27 protein-coding genes are annotated in these 23871 nt (G+C 30.5%); 26 read left to right on the top strand and 1 reads right to left on the bottom strand.

The window, feature by feature from the left end; translation table 11 throughout:
• Positions 1-35 precede the first annotated feature (35 nt).
• Positions 36-458: a hypothetical protein gene (locus B2W91_RS16695; RefSeq protein ID WP_291582981.1), complete on the bottom strand. Its 423-nt coding sequence runs from the start codon at positions 456-458 to the stop codon at positions 36-38.
• Between the two features lie 238 nt (positions 459-696).
• Between B2W91_RS16695 and B2W91_RS16690 the strand changes: the two genes are divergently transcribed.
• The 26 genes from B2W91_RS16690 (at position 697) to B2W91_RS16565 (ending at position 23414) form a co-directional block, all read left to right on the top strand.
• Complete coding sequence (locus tag B2W91_RS16690) at positions 697-1158, top strand: NUDIX hydrolase (RefSeq protein ID WP_291582979.1); 462 nt, start codon at positions 697-699, stop codon at positions 1156-1158.
• 646 nt (positions 1159-1804) lie between these two features.
• A complete protein-coding gene (gene flgB, locus B2W91_RS16685; RefSeq protein WP_414633131.1) occupies positions 1805-2200 on the top strand; it encodes a flagellar basal body rod protein FlgB in 396 nt (131 codons plus the stop codon).
• A 2-nt stretch (positions 2201-2202) separates the two neighbouring features.
• Positions 2203-2634 (top strand): flagellar basal body rod protein FlgC, encoded by a 432-nt coding sequence (flgC, locus tag B2W91_RS16680; RefSeq protein WP_291582975.1) that lies wholly within the window; start codon positions 2203-2205, stop codon positions 2632-2634.
• A 10-nt stretch (positions 2635-2644) separates the two neighbouring features.
• Complete coding sequence (gene fliE, locus B2W91_RS16675) at positions 2645-2950, top strand: flagellar hook-basal body complex protein FliE (protein WP_291582973.1); 306 nt, start codon at positions 2645-2647, stop codon at positions 2948-2950.
• Between the two features lie 15 nt (positions 2951-2965).
• Positions 2966-4519, top strand: a complete 1554-nt coding sequence (gene fliF, locus B2W91_RS16670; RefSeq protein WP_291582971.1) for a flagellar basal-body MS-ring/collar protein FliF — start codon at positions 2966-2968, stop codon at positions 4517-4519.
• Positions 4520-4522: 3 nt separating this feature from the next.
• Positions 4523-5539, top strand: coding sequence for a flagellar motor switch protein FliG (fliG, locus tag B2W91_RS16665; RefSeq protein ID WP_291582969.1), 1017 nt, complete (start codon positions 4523-4525; stop codon positions 5537-5539).
• A complete protein-coding gene (locus tag B2W91_RS16660) occupies positions 5523-6281 on the top strand; it encodes a flagellar assembly protein FliH (protein WP_291582967.1) in 759 nt (252 codons plus the stop codon). The genes fliG and B2W91_RS16660 overlap by 17 nt, the downstream gene beginning before the upstream one ends.
• Positions 6282-6308: 27 nt before the next feature.
• Positions 6309-7616, top strand: a complete 1308-nt coding sequence (gene fliI, locus B2W91_RS16655) for a flagellar protein export ATPase FliI (RefSeq protein ID WP_291583002.1) — start codon at positions 6309-6311, stop codon at positions 7614-7616.
• Between the two features lie 26 nt (positions 7617-7642).
• On the top strand, positions 7643-8080 hold the full coding sequence (gene fliJ / locus B2W91_RS16650; RefSeq protein ID WP_291582965.1) for a flagellar export protein FliJ: 438 nt from the start codon (positions 7643-7645) through the stop codon (positions 8078-8080).
• Positions 8081-8085: 5 nt separating this feature from the next.
• Positions 8086-9408, top strand: a complete 1323-nt coding sequence (locus tag B2W91_RS16645) for a flagellar hook-length control protein FliK (RefSeq protein WP_291582963.1) — start codon at positions 8086-8088, stop codon at positions 9406-9408.
• A 39-nt stretch (positions 9409-9447) separates the two neighbouring features.
• Entirely contained in the window at positions 9448-9939 is a 492-nt protein-coding gene (locus B2W91_RS16640; RefSeq protein WP_422653278.1) for a flagellar hook assembly protein FlgD, read from the top strand.
• A gap of 77 nt (positions 9940-10016) precedes the next feature.
• Positions 10017-10421: a TIGR02530 family flagellar biosynthesis protein gene (locus tag B2W91_RS16635; RefSeq protein WP_291582959.1), complete on the top strand. Its 405-nt coding sequence runs from the start codon at positions 10017-10019 to the stop codon at positions 10419-10421.
• Positions 10422-10498: 77 nt separating this feature from the next.
• Positions 10499-11470 (top strand): flagellar hook-basal body complex protein, encoded by a 972-nt coding sequence (locus B2W91_RS16630; RefSeq protein ID WP_291582956.1) that lies wholly within the window; start codon positions 10499-10501, stop codon positions 11468-11470.
• A gap of 623 nt (positions 11471-12093) precedes the next feature.
• On the top strand, positions 12094-12285 hold the full coding sequence (locus B2W91_RS16625; RefSeq protein ID WP_291582954.1) for a flagellar FlbD family protein: 192 nt from the start codon (positions 12094-12096) through the stop codon (positions 12283-12285).
• Between the two features lie 12 nt (positions 12286-12297).
• Complete coding sequence (locus B2W91_RS16620) at positions 12298-13107, top strand: motility protein A (RefSeq protein WP_291582952.1); 810 nt, start codon at positions 12298-12300, stop codon at positions 13105-13107.
• The gene (locus tag B2W91_RS16615; protein ID WP_291582950.1) at positions 13100-13828 is read left to right on the top strand and encodes a flagellar motor protein MotB; all 729 of its coding nucleotides are present in this window, start codon (positions 13100-13102) and stop codon (positions 13826-13828) included. The genes B2W91_RS16620 and B2W91_RS16615 overlap by 8 nt, the downstream gene beginning before the upstream one ends.
• Before the next feature lie 6 nt (positions 13829-13834).
• Positions 13835-14302, top strand: a complete 468-nt coding sequence (locus tag B2W91_RS16610) for a flagellar basal body-associated FliL family protein (RefSeq protein ID WP_291582949.1) — start codon at positions 13835-13837, stop codon at positions 14300-14302.
• An 11-nt stretch (positions 14303-14313) separates the two neighbouring features.
• Entirely contained in the window at positions 14314-14670 is a 357-nt protein-coding gene (locus B2W91_RS16605; protein WP_291582947.1) for a flagellar biosynthetic protein FliO, read from the top strand.
• Between the two features lie 30 nt (positions 14671-14700).
• Positions 14701-15516 (top strand): flagellar type III secretion system pore protein FliP, encoded by an 816-nt coding sequence (fliP, locus tag B2W91_RS16600; RefSeq protein ID WP_291582945.1) that lies wholly within the window; start codon positions 14701-14703, stop codon positions 15514-15516.
• A 12-nt stretch (positions 15517-15528) separates the two neighbouring features.
• Positions 15529-15792 carry a flagellar biosynthesis protein FliQ gene (gene fliQ / locus B2W91_RS16595; protein WP_291582943.1) on the top strand — a complete coding sequence of 88 codons (264 nt, stop codon included), beginning with the start codon at positions 15529-15531 and terminating at the stop codon, positions 15790-15792.
• A gap of 18 nt (positions 15793-15810) precedes the next feature.
• Entirely contained in the window at positions 15811-17664 is a 1854-nt protein-coding gene (locus B2W91_RS16590; RefSeq protein WP_291582940.1) for a fused FliR family export protein/FlhB family type III secretion system protein, read from the top strand.
• Positions 17665-17894: 230 nt separating this feature from the next.
• Positions 17895-19958 carry a flagellar biosynthesis protein FlhA gene (gene flhA / locus B2W91_RS16585; protein WP_291582939.1) on the top strand — a complete coding sequence of 688 codons (2064 nt, stop codon included), beginning with the start codon at positions 17895-17897 and terminating at the stop codon, positions 19956-19958.
• Positions 19958-21148, top strand: a complete 1191-nt coding sequence (gene flhF, locus B2W91_RS16580; RefSeq protein ID WP_291582937.1) for a flagellar biosynthesis protein FlhF — start codon at positions 19958-19960, stop codon at positions 21146-21148. The genes flhA and flhF overlap by 1 nt, the downstream gene beginning before the upstream one ends.
• Positions 21142-22014: a MinD/ParA family protein gene (locus B2W91_RS16575; RefSeq protein ID WP_291582935.1), complete on the top strand. Its 873-nt coding sequence runs from the start codon at positions 21142-21144 to the stop codon at positions 22012-22014. Before flhF ends, B2W91_RS16575 begins: the two co-directional genes overlap by 7 nt.
• A 10-nt stretch (positions 22015-22024) precedes the next feature.
• Positions 22025-22693 carry a flagellar brake protein gene (locus B2W91_RS16570; protein ID WP_291582932.1) on the top strand — a complete coding sequence of 223 codons (669 nt, stop codon included), beginning with the start codon at positions 22025-22027 and terminating at the stop codon, positions 22691-22693.
• Positions 22680-23414 carry a FliA/WhiG family RNA polymerase sigma factor gene (locus B2W91_RS16565; protein WP_291582930.1) on the top strand — a complete coding sequence of 245 codons (735 nt, stop codon included), beginning with the start codon at positions 22680-22682 and terminating at the stop codon, positions 23412-23414. The genes B2W91_RS16570 and B2W91_RS16565 overlap by 14 nt, the downstream gene beginning before the upstream one ends.
• Positions 23415-23871 lie beyond the last annotated feature (457 nt).

Here is a 23871-nt window from a genome sequence, read left to right as displayed (position 1 = left end):
ATAAATGAAGGAATATTTTAAGATTTTTAATCAATTCAAATACCTAAAATACTTTTAGCTAACATGCTATCTTTATTAACTTCGAGTACATCCTCAGCGTATTTATATAATAATTCCTCTTTTAATTTATCATTAAAAAATAATATCCACTCTTTATAATTGGCATTTTCCGAATCAAACTCTAATGATTTCTTTGCATAAGAAAATGCAAGTTCATCTGCTAATACTGGGGTTAGAATTATAAAAAGGTGAAATGATATTAGATGACTGACATATGCAAGTTCTTTTTTCTTATTCATTTTCTCAAATTGAAAAAATTTATGTTGTAATAAATAAAATACATTGTTTTTATAAAATGAACTTTCATTACAAAGAGAACTAATATCATCAACGGATATATCAAATATATTATCTATTTCATCATAGGCATAATTATCAATAATCTCTTTAAAATTCATGCAATCTCTCCTTAAAATTAATTACTGTAGATAATAAAGCAATTATTATTTAGACTTATTTTATAAAACCTTCTCTACAGAGTTATTTTATCATAACTTTATATAAAGAGGTTTAATCTTATATTTAAAATTTACCTCCTTTATAAAAAATCTACCGCATTATATAATCTATAATATAATGCTAATTAATAAAATACTGTTATGTAATTGAATTATATAACAATACGAGGTGAAAAAAATGAATTACGTAGAAGATTTGAGAAGTATAGTTGGTCATAGACCTCTTATTTTAGTAGGAGCAGTTGTGATAATTATAGATGATAAAAACAGAATATTATTACAAAAACGAAAAACAACTTCCTATGGAATGTGGGGAATACCTGGTGGATTGATGGAACTTGGAGAATCTACAGAAGATACAGCAAGAAGAGAAGTATTAGAAGAAACTGGCCTAACTGTTGGAAAATTAAAATTAATAGATGTATTTTCAGGCCCAGACAGTTTAGTGAAGGTCCCTAATGGTGATGAGTTTTATGCTGTTACAATTGCATACTATACTGAAGAAACAACTGGTGATCTTAAAATAGATAAAAGTGAATCTCTTGGATTTAGTTTTATAAACCTTGATAATTTACCAGAAAACATTGTAAAAAGCCATAAAAAAATGATTGATAAATTTCTTCAAATATACAATGATTAAATATTTAATTCACAGCTCACAATACGAAATTCATAATTACACTTAAAATTAATCCTTTACGAATTAGCTTTTAAACTAATTTTTACTAGCAATGTATTTTTATCATTTCAACATAATAGGAGATATCGGGATACAATATGAAAACTTAATATATACTCTGGAAAATAAGTTTTCTATAAAAATAGCTTAAATCCTTTAAAATTAAGGATTAATAATGAAGAATGAAGAATTCAGGAAAAAATTCACTAAAAGTGAATTTCTAAAATAAAGTTTATTTTAAAAAACTCCAAAGGCTTTGGCCGTGGAGTTTTAACCATAATTCTTCATTCTTCATTCTTCATTTTTAATTCATTTTGTTTAACATACTTTGTTAAGAGATATATGGTGTCAAAATATACCATATTGTACCATGCAATATCGCATACTAAGTCAATTTATGAGCTTTTATAGAAGTGTTAAAAATATTTAGATAATTTTGAAGAAATATATGGGGAGAAATATATTTAATGTAAAATCATGTATAATTATATATAAATATTCACAGAGAATTTAAATAAAAGTATATAAATCTCATAAAAATATTAAAAATTTTAAAAATTAAGAAGGATTTATTGAATTTTTGTCAAAATAATATAGTCAGTGTGAGGTGGTAAATTTGAGAAATATTGATAATATGAGTTATAATTTAATTAAAAAGGGAATGAATGTAACTATTGCCAGTAATAAGGTAATAGCTAACAACGTTTCAAACTTAAATACTAAAAATTATAAACGACATTATATTGAATTTGATGAGGCATTAAAGAATGAGGTATCTCAAGATTTAATGAAAAAGACAAATGATAAGCATTTAAGTATTAAAGGTGATGAATTAGAGGTTAAAACAGATACCACAAGTAGTATGAGAGAAGATGGAAATAATGTAAATGTGGAAAGTGAAATGACTAGCCAAGCTGCTAACAATTTAATGTATGATGCCTTAGTAAAACAGGCTAATACAAGATTTAATATGAGGAGTATAGTGATTAAAGGAGGTAATTAGCTTTGGAAGCTTTTAGAGGAATGAGAATAAGTTCAAGTGGCCTTTCAGCAGAAAGATTGAGAATGGATACTATAACTGGAAATATTGCTAATGCTAGTACAACAAGAGGGAAAGATGGAACGCCTTATATTAGAAAGATAGCAGTATTTGAAGAAAATTTAACAAATGAATTAAATAAACAAACTGGAAAGTTTGAAGAAAAGCATATGGGGATTAAGGCAGTAGGAGTAGAGGAAGATAAATCTGAGCTTAGAAAGGTATATGATCCATATCATCCAGATGCAAATGAAGAAGGCTATGTTTTAATGCCAAATGTAAATATATTAAATGAGATGGTAGATCTAATTGCAGCTTCAAGGTCATATGAAGCAAATATTACTGCACTAAATTCACAAAAGGCAATGTTGTCAAAAACTTTAGAGATTGGAAGATAGGTGAGTTAGGATGAAAATTAATAGTTTTGTGCCAAATACTAAAATTTTTACTGATGGATTAAAGCCAAAACAATTTGAGAACATGGAAGAAGAACCATCTGCTCAATTTGGGGACTTATTAAAAAAAGAACTTATTAAAGTTAATGATAAGCAAATAGAAGCAGAAAGTTCGACTATATCTTTTATAAAAGGGGATATGGATTTACATCAAACTTTAGTAGCTACTGAGGAAGCTAGATTATCTCTTGAATTAGCAGTACAAATTAGAAATAAGTTAGTGAATGCTTATGAAGAATTTAATAAAATGCAGGTATAGTAAGGAGTACACAGAATGAGCAAGCTATCGGAGAGTATTAATAAACAAAAAGAAAAATTAAAAGAGATGAGCAAGGCTAAAAAGATAGCTTTAGGTATCATAAGTTCCGTTGCAATAATAACACTTATAACTATAACAGTAATCATTCTGCAGCCTAAATATGTTGTGCTGTTTTCAAATATGACGTCAGAAGATTCAGGTGCGATAATTAACAATTTAAAAGAAAAGAAGACTAAATATAAAATAAAAGATAATTCCATATTAGTAGAGAAAAAATCTGTAGATCAGCTTAGAATGGAGCTTTTGTCAGAAGTTTCACTTAAAGAAGGAAGTCACGGATTTGAGCTTTTTGATAATAGTAAAATTGCTCCTACTGATAAGGAATCTAAAATTATGTATCAAAGGGCGCTATCTGGAGAATTAGAAAGAACAATTAAATCATTTACAGAAGTGGAAAATGCAAAAGTAAATTTAGTGATACCAGATAAATCAGCTTTTATAACTAAACCAGCTCCAGCTACTGCTTCAGTTACATTAATGTTAGCAAAAGGTAAAGAACTATCAGAGGATCAAGTAAGAGCTATTGTGGCATTGGTTTCTGGTAGTGTAGAAAACTTACCAAAAGAAAATGTGGCTATTGTAGCTGATGGCTTTAAGTTGTTAACAGAAGATCTTTTTAATGAAGAAGAAAATGCAATAACAAAATCTAAAGATAAACAGTTGGCGACAAAGAAACAAATGGAAGAAGAATATGAGAAAAAAATAATGAATGTTTTAGAGCCAATCTATAAAGAAAAAGTTAGAGTTTCAGTTAATGCAGATTTAAATTTTGATGCTGTTCAACAAAACAAAGTAGAATACGGTAAAGATGGAACAGTTGTAAGTGAACATGAAATCACAACTTCAAACAATACTGAAGGAAATACTTCTGGAAGTCCTGTGGACGATAATATGAATAATGATCAGGATACTAATGCCAGCGGGGAAAACGTTACACATAAGGAAAATACCACCAATTATGAGCTATCTAAGGTAGAAGAAACAGTTATTAAAGCACAAGGTCAAATAGAAAGACTTTCTGCATCTATAGTTGTAGATGGAACAATTGATAATCAAACTAGAGCATCAATAAATAATTTGGTTTCTGAGGCTATAGGTTTTAATAGAAAAAGAGGAGACTCAATTACTGTAGAAGCTCTACAATTTAATCCTGCTGAGAAAGAGTTGGCAGAAAAAGAATTAGAATTAATGAAAGAAGCTGAAAGAATTGCTAAAAGAAATAAACTTATCTATATGGGTATTTTTGGTGTAGCTGCAATAATTATTTTAGCTATAGTTATTTCTGCAATTAGGAAGTCTAAACAAGAGGAGGAAGAGGTGGAAGTTCCAAATTTTGATATGATAATTGGAGATGACGTTAAACCTAAAGAGATATTTGAAACATTAAATTTAGAAGCAGAAACAGAAAAAGAACATGTTGCTAATGAAGTTAGAAAATATGCTTCTAATAAACCAGAGCAAGTTGCAGATATTGTTAAATCATGGCTAGCTGAAGATGAGAGGGGATAATAAATGGCTAAGGTAGAAAAATTATCGGGAGTTCAAAAAGCAGCAATATTATTTATTACATTAGGCCCTGAAGCTTCTGCAGGCATTATTAAAAAGTTACCAGAAAGAGAAATACAGAAGGTAACTTATGAAATTGCTAATATGAGTACTGTATCAGCGGAACAAAGACAAACTATTTTAGATGAGTTCTTAGAAATGAATCAAGCAAAAGAGTACATATTAGAAGGTGGACTTGATTATGCAAGAAATCTTTTATCTAAAGCTTTAGGAACTCAAAGGGCAGCGGAAATATTAGATAAGGTTACAGAAATAACTCAACAATATAGACCTTTTTCTATTGCAAGAAAGGCAGATGCTCATCAGATTATGAATGTAATATCTAATGAGCATCCGCAAACTATTGCTCTTATATTATGTTATTTACAACCGGATAAAGCAGCACAAATCATGTCAGAGTTGCCAGTTGAACTGCAAGCAGAAGTGGCGTATAGAATAGCAACTATGAACACTATTTATCCTGTAGTAGTTAAGGAAATTGAAGAAGTTCTAAATGATAAACTATCAAATGTAATTCATAATAGTGAAACTACAATAGTTGGAGGAGTTGCATCATTAGTTAATATTCTTAATCAAGTTGATAGATCTACAGAAAGAAATATTACAGAAGGGCTTGAAAGAGAAGATGCAGAACTTGCCGAAAAAGTTAAAGAGTCTATGTTTGTATTTGAGGATATCATTACTCTTGACGATGTGGCTATTCAAAGAGTACTTCGTGAAGTTGATAACAAGGAATTATGTCTTGCCCTTAAAGGTGCTTCAGAACAAGTGGCAAATGTTATATTTAAAAATCAATCTAAGAGAGCAGCTGCTACATTAAAAGAGGATATGGAATTCTTAGGACCAGTAAGACTTATGGATGTTGAAAAGGCACAACAAAAGGTTGTATCACTAATAAGAAGACTAGAAGAAGCAGGGGAAATTCAAATAGCAAGAGGTGGAGAAGATGCAATCATCTTATAATGTTATTAAAAATCATTATGTTGTAACAGAAGGTAAGAAAGAGATTTGCACCAAGACACCTTTAGTAATAGATGATTTTGAAGCAGAAGAGGAAGAAAAGAGTGAAAATATTATTGGAAATACTGAGGAGGCCTTGGTATCTTTCGAAAATATAGCGCGAGGTATAGTAGAAAATGCTCACATGCAAAGTAATAAAATCATTGTAGAGGCTACAGAAAGAGCAAAAGAAATCGAAATTGAAGCTTTTAATAATGCAAGTAGTAAAGGATATGATGAAGGATATGGTATAGGGTATAAGGAAGGTATGGAAAAGGCAGTAGCTGAAGGGGAAGCAATTATAAAAAGTGCTAATGCGGTTTTAGCTAATGCTAAGCTTGAATATAAGAATTATATTGAAGAAAAAGAAATCCATATTAGAGAACTTATATATCAAATGACTTCTTCTGTACTTAAAAGAGAGGTTGAAGATAGCGAAGCCATCAATGAAATCATATTTGATGCATTATTAGGAGAAAAAAATGAAGAGTATTTTATTATAAAATGCAATTCAAATCATTTAAGTAGCTTAAAAGGCGAGGTAGAAAATATGAAAAACAAACTTGCCTTTACAGGTGATATCTTTGTTATTGAAGATAATAGCTTAGAAAATGGAGCGGCTACTATTGAAAAGGACAGCGGTAAAATTTTAGTGGACATGGGGTATGTCTGTGAAAAACTTAAAGAAATAATCTTTGAAAGATAGAGATGCAGGTAGGAATGGTGATGTATGATGTTATCCTTAAATTTTAACAAATTAAATGAAAAAGCAAAAAATACAAATTACAACTATATTGAAGGAATTGTTAAAAATGTTATAGGTCTTACAATTGAAGTGCAGGGCATGAAGGCATTTGTAGGAGAAGTATGTACTATATACAATCAAAAAAATGTTGGAATACCAGCAGAGGTTACAGGATTTAAAGCAGATAACGTCATATTGATGCCACTAGGTGATTTGGTAGGGATTGCACCAGGATGTAGAGTTGTACCTAGCGGAAAAGCTTTAAGCGTTAAATGTAGTGAAGAGCTTTTCGGAAAGGTTCTTGATGGATTGGGGAATCCATTAAGAAGTGAAGAAATTTCTACTTATACATTATATCCTTTAGAAGCAATGCCGCCAGATCCATTAAGAAGAAGAAGAATAAAAGATGTACTTCCAACAGGTGTTAGAGCTATTGATGCTTTTTTAACCTGTGGCGAAGGACAAAGGGTTGGTATTTTTGCTGGTAGTGGAGTAGGAAAAAGTACAACATTAGGAATGATTGCAAGGGAAGCAAAGGCAGATGTTAACGTAATTGCACTAATAGGGGAAAGAGGTAGAGAGGTTTTAGACTTTTTAGAAAAAGATTTAGGGGAAGAAGGTCTTAAAAAATCGGTAATAGTTTGTGCTACCTCTGATCAGCCAGCTCTTGTAAGATTAAAAGGTGCCTTTACTGCTACTGCTATTGCAGAATACTTTAGAGATCAGGGTAAAAAGGTAATTTTAATGATGGATTCAGTTACTCGTTTTGCCATGGCCCAAAGGGAAGTAGGACTCGCAATTGGAGAGCCACCAGCTACAAAAGGATATACACCTTCTGTTTTTGCAATGCTACCTAAACTTCTAGAACGTAGTGGTATGTCTGATAAAGGGTCAATCACAGCTTTTTATACTGTACTTGTTGATGGTGATGATTTTAATGAGCCTATAGCGGATGCAGTTAGAGGTATATTAGATGGACATATAGTGTTATCAAGAAGTTTAGCAGCTAAAAATCATTATCCTTCTATTGATATTTTAAGTAGCATTAGCAGGCTTATGCCAGAGATCGCAGAGGAAGGACATAAAGCATCTGCATCAGTAGCCAGAGATTTGTTATCTACTTATAGAGATTCAGAGGATCTAATTAATTTAGGAGCCTATGTAGAAGGTAGCAATGAAAAGGTGGATTTAGCTATAAAATACAATGAGCCTCTTACAAGCTTTTTAAAACAGGGAATTAATGAGAAATGCAATTTTGATGAAAGCATTGAAGGGCTTATGAGTATGTTTAGATAATTGATTAAGTTTTTGGGGTGATATCGTTGGGATATAAATTTAGATTGCAAAAATTGCTTGAATTTAGGCAGGATGTAGAGGATAAAAGTAAGATATCTTTTATGGAAGCTATGTCGGAAAAAAATAGGGTGGAAACGGAGCTAAATTGTCTCCAAGATAGCTATAACAAATATAAGAATATACCATTAAACCTATCAACTATAGAGAAAAAAATAGTTCAAAATTATTTAAATGTGGTCAATAATTCTATCGAAGATACTACAGTACTACTAGATGAGAAAGAAGTAATCGTTGAAGAAAAAAGAGAAAAATTAGTTAAATCGCAGGTAGAAAGAAAGACTGTAGAAATATTAAAAGAAAAAGATTATGGAAGATATATAAATGAAGAAAATAGAAAAGAGCAAAATCAAGCAGATGAATTTGCACTTTATGGATATGTAAGAAAATCTGCTGAAAGGAGGTGAGAATGATGAATAATATCAATACGAATATTTTAGAGGTTTTACAAAACCAAAGCAAACCATCCAGTAATAACAACACAATAAAAGTTAAAGAATCTAAAGTATCAGACTTTGAAAAAGTACTTAAAAAGGTATCAGATCAATCAAAGAACAAAACTAATTCTTTAGAAGATAAAGGTTTTGTTAAAGAAGAGCTATTAGAGGATATCGATGAGAAAGAAGATAATGGTCATAAGGATATAATAGCTATGCTTTTAAACATGTTTTCAGCTATGGGAAATGATAAAAATATCAATATAAATGTAGAAGGCTTAATTGAGAATATTGAAGGAATAGATAACTCTACTTTAGACTTATTAAAAACACTATTGAAAAATGTTGAAGATTTAACAGAATTACTAGATAATAACGCTTTGGCTAAGGAGAATAATCCACTAAAAGATATGTTATTAAAGCTTATGTCAGTAGAAGGAGAAGATAAGGACTTTAACTTAGAAGTAAACAAATTAATAAAAGAATTAACTGAAGCATTACCTAAATTAGAAGATATATCTAAAGCAGGAATAGCTAGTGATAATTCAAAGGTAGAAACATTTAAAGATTTAAATAACACATTAATAGCTGCAAGAGAAGCAAAAGATAATACTGGGAGTGATAAAGTTTCAGTAGAGATAAAACCAGAAGATAAGATTGTAGCTAAGGAAGAAAAAATAGCTATTGAAAATGAAAATAGTAAAAATACTTCTAATGGAGATTTAAAGAAAAGCCTATCTTCAGAAGAAAAACTTCTTGAAAAGCTTATAGGTGATAAGGAAGATGGGAAACTTACAAAGGTAAACCAATTTATGAATGTATTTACTAATTCTAAAATTTCTATGGAAGAAGTAAAAAATGTGGACAAGCTACTTATAAATAAGGTTACTTTTAGTGAAGACATCGTAAAATCTATAAGATTTATGGAGTTAAATAATATTAAAGATTTAACAGTAAAGTTAAATCCAAAGAATCTAGGGGAAGTAGTCATAAACCTTACAATGGAACAAGAAGCTATGAGAGCTCAATTAAAAGCCTCTAATAAAGATACTGTTGCACTTTTAAATGCTAACTTAAGAGACATTACAGAAAAACTAAATGAAAATATTAAAATACAGCAGGTAGAAGTAGCTATATATAGCGATGATACAACTTATTTTAGTGGCAATGAAAGAGAAAATCGTCAAGGATTTAATGGAAATCAAAGTAAAAGCAAGGTTTCATCTGTAACGGAAGAAATTGAATTAGAAGCAGAAGCTTCTATCGTAGATGATAGCTCATTAAATATGCTTATATAGGAGGTGAAAGTTTTGAAAGTTGATAACAATACAAAAGGTATGTTTGATATGTGGCAAAGCAGAGTAAACGTAGGTAATAAGAGATCAGAAGAAGATAATAAAAATGCAGATGGAGAATGGAAAATAACTGAAAGTGATTTTCAGCATAAGTCTGCTACAGAAAGAGGTACTAAAATTGTTACATCTGGACAGGATTTAAATAGAAATGTATCTTTTACAGAAAAAGGTACTCCAGTTGTTAAACCTGGACAGGATTTAAATAAAAATGCCTTTCTACAAATACTTGCAGCAGAGCTTGCTAACCAAGATCCAACCAGCCCTCAGGATAGTACAGCATATGTTGCACAAATGGCGCAATTTGCTGGCCTTGAACAGATGAATAACTTAAATACTACTATGAGATTGTCTTCTGCTACTTCACTAACAGGAAAATTTGTAGCACTAGATGCTTATAATGCTAAAGGTCAACAAGAATTTGGTATGGTTACTGAAGTTTATAAAATAGGGTCGNNCCTTTTGATCATATCATGAAAATTAGAGATGGTGAAATAAAGGAGTAGCCTTTTGATCATATCATGAAAATTAAATCATAAGTTGTGGTGAGTTTTGTGGGATACAGAGTAATTAATGGAGTTTTACATCCTGTAGGTAATTTTATAGGTACTGAAGATAAAAAATCCATTAACAATGAAAAGTCATGTGGCATTAAAAAAGAAAAGGTCTTTGATGATTTTTTAAAAGATGAGGTCAATAAGACAGAAGGGTTTGTATTATCAAACCATGCTGCATCAAGACTTAAAGAAAGAAATATAGAACTTAATAAAGAACTGATGGGAAAAATCAATGAGGGAATAAACAAAGCAAATGAAAAAGGCAGTAGAGAATCTCTAATTTTATATGAAAATATTGGACTGATTGCCAGTATAAAAAATAGAACGATAATAACTGCCATAGATAAAAATGAAAATCAATCAAATGTAATAACAAACATTGACAGTGTTGTATTACTATAGGCTGGACCATGTGTGGAGGCCATATTCTTATTGAACGATGGAGATAAGAAAAGTTTAAATTATAGGGGGAAAATAATATGTTAAATGCAATGTACTCAGGAATTTCTGGATTAAATGCCAACCAAAAGAAATTAGACGTAATAGGTAATAATATAGCTAACTCAGGAACTACGTCTTTTAAAAGTTCAAGAGTTACCTTTCAAGATAGTATGAGACAAAGCATGTCAAAGGCAACAGGCTCAAGCTTAAATGTGGGTGGTACAAACCCAAAACAAATAGGTATGGGTGTTCAACTTCAAAGTATAGATGTAAATATGGGACAAGGTAGCCTTCAGCCTACAGGTAGACCACTAGATGTAGCTATAGACCAAGCTGGATATTTCATAGTATCTAAAGGTCCTATAGATGGAACGATTACTCTTAATAATCAAACAATTAGTGGTGGGGGCATGGAAAACTATTTCACTAGAGATGGTGCTTTTAGATTAACTAGTGAAGGATATTTAGTAACTCCAAATGGATATAGAGTAATGGGATATGCAATTAATGAGTCTATAACTCATGGTGCAGACGGAATAAAAGCTAAATTTGCAGATGCAGATGAAGAATTGAAAGCAGGTACTGATTTAGTTCCTTTAGCAATACCAGAAACGGTAACAAAAGGTAGTGAAGAGATGAGAATACAAAGCTATTCTATAGAAAAGGATGGTCTTTTAAAAGCTACCCTTGCTGATGGTTCTGTTACAGTACTTGGACAGCTTGCTATGGCTACCTTTAATAATACAGGAGCATTAGAGGGAGTAGGACAGAATATGTATACTCCAACTAGTAACTCAGGAGCTGCAATGGTGAGAACAGGTAAGGGGGCTACAGCTGATAATGGCAAAGCTTACGGTGATATGATTCAAGGATGTCTTGAAATGTCAAACGTTGACCTTGCTGAGCAGTTTACAGACATGATAGTTGCCAGCCGTTCTTTCCAAGCTTGTAGTAAGGTTATAACTACAGGAGATGAAATACTTCAAGAGCTAGTTAACTTAAAAAGATAGTTAAACCAATTGACAGGGGATAATTCTTTACTTAAAAGATAATTAAAGAAACAATTTACAACTATGGATATTACTCAGCAGCATGGGAGTTTGTAATCTACACTCTAAAATTTATGAGTAACCCTTAAAATAAAAAGTAATTGCTGCTTAAAAATATAATTTTAAAATTCTCATATGCTGCTGGTAATTATCCTAAATTGATTATTAACAATTTTCAATTCTTAAATTAAAGAACTAATTAAAACTAGATTGACAGAGAGAAGTTGTACTATGGATATTAATTAAATTTAAAATTCTCAGATTACTGAGAATTATCCCAAATTTTCCATTGTGAATTCTCAATCGTCAAATTAGATTAAAGAACTAATTAAAATCAAATTGACAGAGAGAAAGTTGTGGATGTGAATATTAATTAGATTTAAAATTCTCAGGTCACTGAGAGTTATCCTAAATTGTTCATTATCAATTTTCAATTCTTAAATTAAAGAACTAATTAAAATTAAATTGACAGAAGAAGTTGTAGTATGGATATTAATTAAATTTAAAATTCTCAGATCACTGAGAATTATCCTAAATTGTCCATTCTCAATTCTCAATTGTCAATTGCATAAGTAGGTGAAGTTATGATAAAGGTTACTACACTTAATAAAAAAGAGATAGTTCTTAATTGCGACCATATTGAAAAGATGGAAGCAGTACCTGAGACAATTATTACTTTGACCAATGGAAAGGTGTATTTATTAGCTGACACCATTGATGAAGTTGTGGAAAAGGTAATTGAATATAAAAATAAAATTTATAATTCAAAATTTTAGGAGGGTATGGATGTGAAAAAGCAAGATTTGCTAACAGTAATTGGACTTGTTACCGCTATAGCACTTATGATTCTAGGTATGCTAGGTGGAAGCAGTCTCATGATATTCTTTGATCCATTCTCCATTGCTATAACAGTAGGGGGTTCTGTAGGAGCACTTTTAGTTTCTTACCCAATGAAGGAAATTAAAAGGCTTGGTAAGGTTATAGTTGAAACTTTTAAAGAAGAAACTACTTCAAAGGTAGATACAATAACGCTTTTTACTAACTTATCCAGAAAAGCAAGAAGAGAAGGATTATTATCACTTGAGGATGATATATCAAACGTTGAAGATGAATTTACAAGAAAAGCATTAAATATGGTAGTTGACGGCATTGAGCCTGAGGCAATAAAAGAAATAATGCAACTTGAAATTGTGGAGCTTGAAAAGCGTCATGAGGATGGATCTGCAATGCTAAAATCCCTAGGCGCTTATGGACCAGCTTTTGGTATGTTAGGTACACTTATTGGACTTATACAAATGCTTGCAGACATGAATGATGCTGCAAACTTAACAAAAGGTATGGGAAAGGCACTTATTACTACTTTTTATGGTTCTATTTTAGCGAATATAATAGCTATACCAATGGCACAAAAGCTTGATTATAAAACTGCTCAAGAAGTTAATAGTATGGAGATGATTATTGAAGGGGTAATTGCCATACAATCAGGGGTAAACCCAAGAATTGTTGAGGACAAGTTAACTGCTTATTTATCACCATCAGAAAGAGACGAAATTAAGGCTATGGGTATAAATAACAATGAGGTGGTAGAAAATGTCTAAGAAGAAAAATGAAATTAAAACAGATGCTTGGATGAATACTTTTGCTGATACCATGACTCTGCTTTTAACTTTCTTCGTTTTACTCTATTCATTTTCAACAGTAGATGCAGAAAAGTTTCAACAAATATCAGCATCTTTTCAAGACATGTTTTCAGGTAAAGCTAATACTAGCATGCTAGAGTTTAACATAGCATCTGGACAAGTACCTGTGGTAGGTAAACCTGAAAACACCACCGATTCTTTAAATGTAGATAATCAGGATATACAGGATAATTTATATGAGCAAGTGTCTAATTTAATTTCAGAAAGTAATCTTCAAGATGATGTTAAGGTCTTTGAAAATGAAAAAGGAATTAACATACAGCTAAAAGAAGCGGTGCTTTTTGAATCAGCTAAGTCAGAACTGCTCCCAAATAGCAAGAAGATATTGAATGAAATTAACACATTAATATCAAAGATAAATAACAATATAATAATTGAAGGTCATACTGATAATATGCCTATTAGTACGGCGCAATTTCCAAGCAATTGGTATTTATCTTCTGCAAGAGCACTGAGTGTATTAGACTACTTTCTGATTGATAAAAAACAGGCAAATCCTGAAAGGTTTATTGCTAACGCTTATGGTGAATATGATCCAATAGTACCAAATGATAGTGATGGAAATAGAGCAATGAATAGAAGAGTTAATATTATTATTGTTACTGAGGAAAAGGAGTAATAACTTATGGGTGAAGATAATAAAAAAGGTAATATTCTTAAGATTATTTTAATAGTACTTTTAGTTTTAATATTAATAGGAGGAGCAGCTTTTGCAGGATTTTTTATAGCTACTAAAAATTCTCCAAAAAATGATTCAAATGCAGCAACTACTGGAACTAATGTTTTAAAAGATGAAGTTTTCTTTGAAGTAGACGAGCTTTTAGTAAATTTAGCAGATGAAGGTAAGGCAAGATATTTAAAAATTAAAATAGCATTAAGTTATCAAAATAATGGAGCACTTACTAAAGAACTTGAAACTAAAAAGCCAAAAATAAGAGATATAATTGCAAATACTCTAAGAACAAAGAAAACTACTGATTTATCACCAGAGGGAATAGATCCACTTAAAAAGGAACTAAATGAAAAGGTGAATGAAATCTTAAGCGAAGGAAAAATAGTTGATGTGTATTTTTCAGAAATTTTAGTTCAGTAGGTGAGACGTAAATGGATGTACAGTTTTGGAAAAGCCTAATACAGCTTTTGATTTTCCTACCTTTTATACTATTTTTAATATATCTACTTGGTAAGTTGACTAATAAATTTTATATTTCACCACCAGGTAGATATATGAAAATAGTAGAAAGACTTCAATTATCCAAGGATAGTTTTATCATGGTTATTAAAATTGGAGATAAAGGATATTTAATGAGCTCAAATAATAATAAAACAGAAATTCTAAAAGAATTAACTGAAGAGGAGCTTTTAAAAGCAGAACAAAACAGTAAGCAGTATTATGGTACTAACTTTAATAACAGCTCTAATTTTGTAACAAATTTAATAAGAAAAAATCATAAGAAGTAGCAATTAAACAAAAATGAAGAGGACGATTTTATGAAAAGTAAGTACAGTAAACATTTAAAAGTGATTTTATTTGCAGCTATGATAATATTCTTTAGCTATAAGGTTGCATATGCTACTGCTGGAAATAGAATTCCTATTCCAGATGTGAGCATTAATTTTAATAACGGAGATACCAATCCAAAGGAATTTGTAGATAATATAAAGCTAATATTACTGCTTACAGTTCTTACAATACTTCCTTCTATAATAATAATGACTACAGGATTTGTAAGAATTGTAACTGTATTATCACTGCTTAAAAATGCACTAGGAGTTCAACAATCTATTCCAAGGCAAATTATAATTGGACTTTCACTGTTTTTGACTTTCTTTGTGATGGCACCAACCTTTGGAAAGATTAACAATGAAGCTATTACCCCTTATATAGACAATAAAATTTCTACAGAGGTGGCTTATGATAAAGCAGTACAGCCTCTAAAAGATTTTATGTTAAAGCAGACAAGGGGGAAAGATTTAAAGTTATTTTTAGAGGTTGGCAAATTAGAGGATACTGTAAAAACTATAGTGGATGAAAATAATGTAGAAGTTCCATCTTATGATGAGGTACCTCTATATGCAGTAGTACCTGCTTTTATAATAAGTGAACTTAGAACTGCCTTTGAAATAGGATTCCTTTTATTTATACCATTTTTAATTGTAGATATAGTGACCTCTAGTGTACTTATGGCAATGGGTATGTTTATGCTTCCACCAGCAATGATATCACTACCTTTTAAACTGTTGTTATTTGTATTAGTAGATGGATGGAATTTAATTTCTCAGTCTTTAATTATGAGTTTTAAGTAGTGAGGTGAGAGTATGTCAGAAACTTTAGTAATATCTCTATTAAAAGATTTAATAAAAACATCTCTTGTTATTTCAGCACCAATGCTTATAGTGGCTACAGTGGTAGGTCTTATCATAAGTATTTTTCAAGCCACTACACAAATACAAGAGCAAACACTAACCTTTGTACCTAAGATTATTGCAGTGGCTTTAATTGGACTTTTAATGTCTAGCTTTATTATAAATACTATGACTACTTTTACAGAATATATTTTTTCAATCATAGCTAATATGTGATTTTAGGTGGGGGAAATTTTGATAGATTTAACAAACATAAGTGAATTAATAGCATTTATATTAGTGTTTTGTAGGCTGACATCCTTTATTATGTACGTGCCAGCTTTCTTCCCAAGTGGTACTATTCAAAGATTCAAAATAGGGTTATCTCTAGTACTAACTTTTATATTTGTACCACTTATTAATATAACTAATTTAACAATAAATAATCCTGCCACTTTTATAGTATTAATTGGAAAAGAAATACTTGTAGGACTTGCATTAGGCTTTATAACTACATTATGCTTTAGTGCAGCTCAAATGGCAGGGCAATTATTAGATTTTCATGTTTCTTTTTCCATGTCATCATTATATGATCCTATATCTAATGAAACAGTAAGTATATTAGGAAGAGTTTTTTATTGGATGTGCGTAATAGTGTTTCTACTAATAGATGGACATCACATAGTAATAAATTGTTTAGTAGAAAGCTTCCAATTAGTAAATATAGGTGAATTAGCTTTAAAGCCTGAATTAGCTACTTATATGATTCAGGTAATAATAGAGTTTTTTACCATTGGACTAAAGATAGCAATACCTATTGCACTGATAATTATTATAACGGATTTTACTTTAGGACTTGTGGCTAGAGTAATGCCACAGCTTAATATAATGATGCTTGGTATGCCTATAAAAATATTAGTAGGATTATCTTGTTTTACACTATCTCTTCCTGTATTTATGAAGATGATTGTAAGTAATTTTGATACAGTACTTGAGGCTATAAAAGGATTATTTAATATAATGCCTTGTGTATTTGTATTTTTCGCCAGTGAAAGTGGTGAGAAAACAGAGGAAGCAACACCAAAGAAAAAGAGTGATGCTAAGAAAAAAGGGCAAGTTGCCAAAAGTAAAGAATTAACTTCTGCACTAGGCCTTTTAGCTATAACCCTAGTAATATCAGTTTTAGGTGGCTATATAGTAGATAGTTTAAAACAAACCTTAATTATGTTTTTAAGAGATTATCCTACGATGTCTATAGATAATAATAGCTTAAGGGGAATATTTATAACTTCTTTTATTAGGATAGCTATAATATTTTTACCTGTAGCTGTACCAATATCAATTATGGGGATTTTGGCTAACGTAGCCCAATCCGGTAAAATACTTACCTCAGATCCATTAAAACCTAAATTAGAAAAAATTAATCCTATTAGTGGATTTAAGAGAATGTTTTCCTTAAAAGCAGTAGTAGATTTAATAAAAAATCTAATCATCATTATAATTATCGCTTATGTTGGATATAAGTTTATACTTTCAAATTATGGGCAGGTATTAAACTTTGGTGGTTTTAGAGTAGAAGCAATTATAACTTCTTTAGGAGAATTGATAGTTGAGATATTATCTAAGGTAACCTTAGTTATGATTATTATAGGTGTTATTGATTTTGTATATCAAAAGTATCAATTTAATAAGGATTTAAAAATGACTAAGCAAGAGGTTAAGGAAGAATTTAAACAACAGGAAGGAGATCCTGTTGTTAAAGGTAAGATAAAACAAAAGCAAAGAGAAATGTCCATGAAACGGATGATGCAAAGTATTCCAGATGCTACAGTAGTTGTAACTAACCCAACCCATATAGCAGTAGCATTAAAATATGAAGAAAACACAAAATCAGCTCCTAAATTAATTGCAAAGGGACAAGATAATATAGCTATTAAAATTAAAGAAATTGCTAAAGAAAATAACGTTCCAATAATTGAAAATAAACCCTTAGCAAGGCTTATATATAGTGAAGTGGAGTTAGATGCGGAAATACCATATGAAATGTATCAGACTGTTGCAGAAATTTTAGCCATAGTTTATAAGCTAAATAAGAAAAATAGAAATTAACTCAGTCAGTTGAAAATTGACAGTAGACAATTGATAATTAAGTTGAATTTAAATTTCAACCAAGTAATCTTTACTAAATTACTTTTATAAAGAAGAGATAAATGCAAATTTTCTCCTTTAAAGGAGAAGTATCTATAATTGTCAATTTTCCATTGTCAATTATCCATTGATGAAGCTTATATAGTAAAAGAACAAAAAGAAAAATAAACTTATAGTAGAGGATGAGAATTATGAGATTTTTTCAAAACTTTGATATAAAGAAAAATGCAGATGTTATTATAGCCTTTGGCGTTATTGGAATTGTACTTATGATTATAATTCCTCTTCCTCCAGTACTTTTAGACATCTTCTTAGCAATAAATATTTCAATATCCGTTATTATAATGCTTATTACAATGTTTACCACTAGCATACTTCAATTGTCAGTGTTTCCAACACTGTTACTGGTAACAACACTACTTAGATTATCACTTAATATATCTTCTACTAGGCTAATATTAGGCGATGGATATGCTGGAGATATAATAGAAACCTTTGGACAGTTCGTTGTTAGAGGTGATTATGTAGTTGGTATTATCATTTTCTTAATTATTGTTATTATACAATTTGTAGTTATTACTGCTGGAGCTGGTAGGGTATCAGAAGTATCGGCAAGATTTACTCTTGATGCTATGCCAGGTAAACAAATGAGTATTGATGCGGATTTAAATGCAGGAATGATCAGTGAGGAAGAAGCAAGAGAAAGAAGAAAAAATCTTCAAAGAGAAGCAGACTTCTATGGAGCTATGGACGGAGCATCTAAGTTCGTTAAAGGAGATGCTATAGCAGGTATTATAATCACCATAATAAATATTGCTGCAGGAATTATTATTGGAGTGGTGATGAAGGGATGGGACATAGGAGATGCAGCTGCTAAATATACTATACTTACCGTTGGGGATGGATTAGTATCCCAAATACCAGCGTTATTAATTTCTACTTCTTCAGGTATATTAGTTACTCGTTCTGGTAGTGATGAAAACTTTGGTCAACAATTAGGAGCACAGTTAACAGCTTTTCCCATGGTTATAGCAATGGGAGCAGTAGTTTTACTTGTACTTGCCATCATACCAGGTATGCCAAGTGGAATTTTTATTTTACTATCAGCAGCTAGTGGATATAGTGCACATTTATTACATAAAGATGAAAAACAAAAAGTTATTGATGAGATGGAAACAGAAGAAAGAGAAATCATTGAAACGGAAAAACGTGAGCCTGAAAATGTAATGAATTTAATTTCAGTAGAGCCATTAGAAATAGAAATAGGTTATGGACTTATACCTTTAGCAGATGATGCTGCAGGAGGAGATTTGGTGCAAAGAATTTCTTCTGTTAGAAGACAATGTGCTATAGAAATGGGAATAGTCGTACAGCCAATAAGAATTAGAGATAATTTAAGACTAAAAACCAATGAGTACGTAATTAAAATTAGAGGAACGGTAATAGCCAAATCAGAACTTATGCCGAATATGTTCTTATGTATGGATCCAAGTAATGAGGATATTACTATGCCAGGAATTAGAGCTATAGAACCGACTTTTGGTATACCGGCACTTTGGATTAATAAAGATCAAAGGGAAGAGGCTGAAATTAAGGGACTTACAGTAGTAGATCCAACCACCGTAATGATAACTCATTTAACAGAAACTATTAAGTGTCACTGCTATGAATTATTAGGACGTCAAGAAACTAAGATGATTATAGATTCAGTTAGTGAAAAGTATAATACAGTAGTTGAGGAGCTAATCCCAGATTTAATGACTATAGGAGAGGTACAAAAGGTATTACAAAACCTATTAAAAGAAAAAATATCAATAAAAGATATGGTAACTATATTAGAGTGCTTAGCAGATAATTCTAGAAATACTAGGGATATAGAATTGTTAACTGAATATGTAAGGTTTGCACTAGGAAGAAGTATATGTAATGAACTTGTAGATGAAAGTAATAGTATTACAGTATTAACGTTATCACCGGATATAGAAAATATGGTATCTAATAGTATTCAAAAATCTGTTCAAGGTTCTTTCCCAGCAATGAACCCTGATATAACTACGAATATTTTTAAATCTTTAAGAGATCTTTTGGATGTTACATATTTTAATAATAATATTCCAGTGATATTGGTTTCACCTAAAATTAGACCAGCTTTTAGAAAACTTATAGAAATGGTTTTTCCAAGCCTTATGGTATTATCCTTAAATGAAATACCAAATGATATTGAGATAAAAGCTGAAGGAGTTGTATCTGTGTAATGATAATAAAAAAATATGTAGCTACCAATATGAACGAAGCTCTTACTAGAATTAGGCAGGAGTTAGGAAAAGATGCAGTTATTATAAGTCAAAGAAGAATTAAAAAAAATGGAATTAAAGGCTTCTTTGGGAAAAAAGTCTTAGAAGTTACAGCAGCAACAGAATCAAATGAAAAAGAAAACTTCGAAGTAGATTTAGATATTGTGAGACCAAAAGAGCATCGTAAAGAAGATGAGAAAAATCTAATAGATGCCATATTAAGAAGCCAAATATCAAGAAATAATGATAAGTTCAGTGAAACTAAAAATGTTAGAAATGATGAAGTGCTTATAGAAGAGAAAGAAAATACAGAAATATACAAAGAGGTTATGGAAATGAAAAATATGATTACTTCTTTGCTAAATGGTGAAATAAATAGTTCTATAGGAGATACAGATAAAACAAACTTAGGTTTAATTTTAGAAGATGCAGATGTTTGCACGGAAGTAACAGAGAATATATTAAACTCCATAAATTCTGGGGGAAGTGAAGAAGAAAAACTAGAAGAAGTAAAGAAAATAATAGGAGACATGGTTAGTATTGAAGAATTAGATGTAGAAGGTACAGTAGCATTTATAGGTCCCACAGGAGTAGGAAAGACCACGACCATCGCTAAATTAGCAGGGAGATTAGCTTTAGTTGAAAAAAAGAAGGTAGGGCTAATTACTATAGATACGTATAGAATAGGGGCAGTAGAACAATTAAAAACCTATGCTGAAATTATGAACATCCCTTTCAAAGTAGTATTTACTATGAAAGATATGGAAGCTGCTATAGAAAGTATGAAAGATTGCGAGACTATTTTAGTTGATACTACAGGTCGTAGTAGCAAAAACACCATGCAACTGTCAGAACTTAGAGCTTTTGTTGAAAAGACAAATGCTAAAAGCGTAAACCTTGTTGTTAGTGCTACTACAAAAAACAAAGATATCAAAATTATTTCTGATTCTTATAAAGCTCTAAACTTTAATAGAGTAATAATAACCAAATTAGATGAAACTTCAACTTATGGATCAATATTAAATATTATTAAGGAGGTTGGAGTACCCTTAAGCTTCATAACTACAGGCCAAAATGTTCCAGAGGATATTAAATGTCCAGAAAGTAGTGAGATTGCTAGCTTAATAATAGGGGAGAAAAATATATGTTAGATCAAGCATCAACATTAAGACAACTAGCAGATGAGAATTATAGAATTAACTGCAGAAATGAAAATAGAGCTACTAAAATATTGACTATTACCTCTGGCAAAGGAGGAGTAGGTAAAAGTAATATAGTGGTGAATTTAGGTATTACTCTTCAGAAAATGGGAAAAAAGGTATTAATATTTGATGCAGACATAGGTATGGGAAATGATGATGTATTAATTGGATGCTTTCCTAAATATAATATTTTTGATGTGATTTTAAATAACAAAAATATTGAAGATGTAATAATAGAAGGACCTTTAGGAATTAAACTTTTACCTGGAGGATCTGGTCTTTCAAGGGTGGATGATTTAACAGAGATACAACGTAAAAGTTTTTTAAATAAGCTAGAAAATATAGAGGGCTTTGATTATATTTTGATGGATACCGGTGCGGGAATAAACAGAAGTGTCTTAGGATTTATAGCTTGTAGTGATGAGTTTATAGTAATAACCACACCAGAACCGACTTCATTAACAGATGCTTATAGTCTTATTAAGGCTGTAAGTAATTTTAAAATTAGAGAAAGTGGAAGTGTAATAGTTAATAGAGCTCTAGATGGGGAAGAAGGAGCTGAGACTTTCACAAAATTTAGCAATGCTTCATCAAGGTTTTTAAATGTTAAATTAAATTTTTTAGGCATGGTTTCTGAAGATGTTAAATTAGTGAAATCTGTTAGAGAACAAAAACCACTTTGTATTAATTATCCAGATTCAGAAGCAGCAAGAGATATAGAAAATATTGCAAAAAAATTAGAGGGACTTGTACTTAGAGAACATAACTCAGGAGTACAAAGGTTATTTAAAAAGATATTTAGTATTTTTTCATAGGGGGATAGCCATGACATCAAATATAAATTTTTATCCTAACAATAGAATAAAAGTTATCACTGAAGAGGGATATGCAAAAAGCATAATTCAAGAGGTAGATGAAAGGACGTTATCCATAGGAATACCAATAATAAACCACACTTATATAGCTATGAGACAGGGAGAAGTTTATGAAGCTATATATAATGATGGAAATGGAAATGTTTTTAAGTTCAAAATAGATGTAATTGGACGTAAGTTTGAGACGGTACCACTTATAGTTATAAGTAAGCCTTATAGCATACAAAAAATACAGAGGAGAGCAAATGTAAGGATTAATTATACAGGTATAGTAAATTATTATTTAACGCCTAATTATCCAACACAGAACTTAAAAAATTACGATATTTTAGATTTTAATGTAGGATATGCATTGGACTTAAGTGGCGGCGGCATGAAGATAAAAATTGCAGAAGAAGTTAAGAAAGATGACTATATTATAACTCAGTTAAAAATTGACAATGAGGATATTATGGCATTGAGCAGGGTAGTTAGAGTAGAACGGGATAAAGAAGAAAAATATGTTTGTGGATTAATTTTTGTATCCATTGAAGGAAATGAAAGAGAAAAATTAATTAAATATATATTTAATGAAATGAGAAAAACACTTAAGACTAATAGGGGTGATGGACGTGAATAGTGCTGTAGAAACAAAAGGGGAAATTGTAAAAAAGTATATACCACTAGTTAAATATATTGCTTCTAGAATTATCATGGGGAAAACTAAATATGTAGAATATGAGGACTTAGTCAGCTATGGTATGGTAGGTCTTATGGACGCCTTAAACAAATTTGATGTTAGCAAGGGAATGAAATTTTCAACCTATGCAGCTATAAGAATTAAAGGGGCTATGATAGATGAACTTAGAAAAAATAGCCCTATTTCAAAAGGTTCCATGGATAAGCTTAATAAATATAATGATGCTATTGAAAAATTGCAAAATAAATTATTAAGGGAACCAAATAACTATGAGATAGCAGAAGAATTAGGCGTATCTATTCAGGAGGTTACTCAAGTTGAAAACTACATTAATTATATCTCAGTAATATCTTTAGAAACTTTAATGTTTAGTGAAGAAGATGAGATTCCATTGATAGGAACTATTGAAGATAAAAAAAGTCCAAGCCCAGAAAAATCTTTAGAAGAAAAAGAGATATTAGAATATTTAGCTAAATCCTTAGATTTATTAAGAGAGAAAGATAAATTAGTAATTACACTTTATTATTATGAAGGACTTACTTTAAAGGAAATAGGAAAGATTTTAAATGTTTCAGAATCAAGAGTATGTCAACTTCACAGTAAAGCATTAATAAATTTAAGAAAGATATTTAAAAAACTTAGATATGAGATTAATTCTTAAATCATTTAAATCCACAACTTAGACAATTGAGAATTGACAAAGGACAATTGACAATTAAGGTAGAAATTATTTTTAATCAAACTAATTTCTTTAATAGATTTTTTTACTAGCAATACAATTGCTAGTCTTTTATAAAAAGTTATTTTATGACTTAAAAGAATAAATCAATTCAAGACCTCTCTTATAGAAGAGAAGTTTCAATAATTATCTATTGTTAATTGTCAATCTTAAATAGTTTAAGTCCATAACTTAAAGCGATTGAGAATTGACAAAGGACAATTGACAATTAAAGTAGAAATTATTTTTAATCAAACTAATTTCTTTAATAGATTTTTTTACTAGCAATACAATTGCTAGGTTTCTTATAAAAAGTTATTTTATAACTTAAAAGAAGAAATCAATTCAAAACTTCTCTTATAAAAGAGAAGTTTCAATAATTCTCCATTGTCAATTGTCA

It is taken from the genome of Clostridium sp. UBA6640, from assembly GCF_002455975.1.
GTDB lineage: Bacteria > Bacillota > Clostridia > Clostridiales > Clostridiaceae > Clostridium_J.
This window is presented reverse-complemented; position numbering and strand designations above follow the sequence as displayed.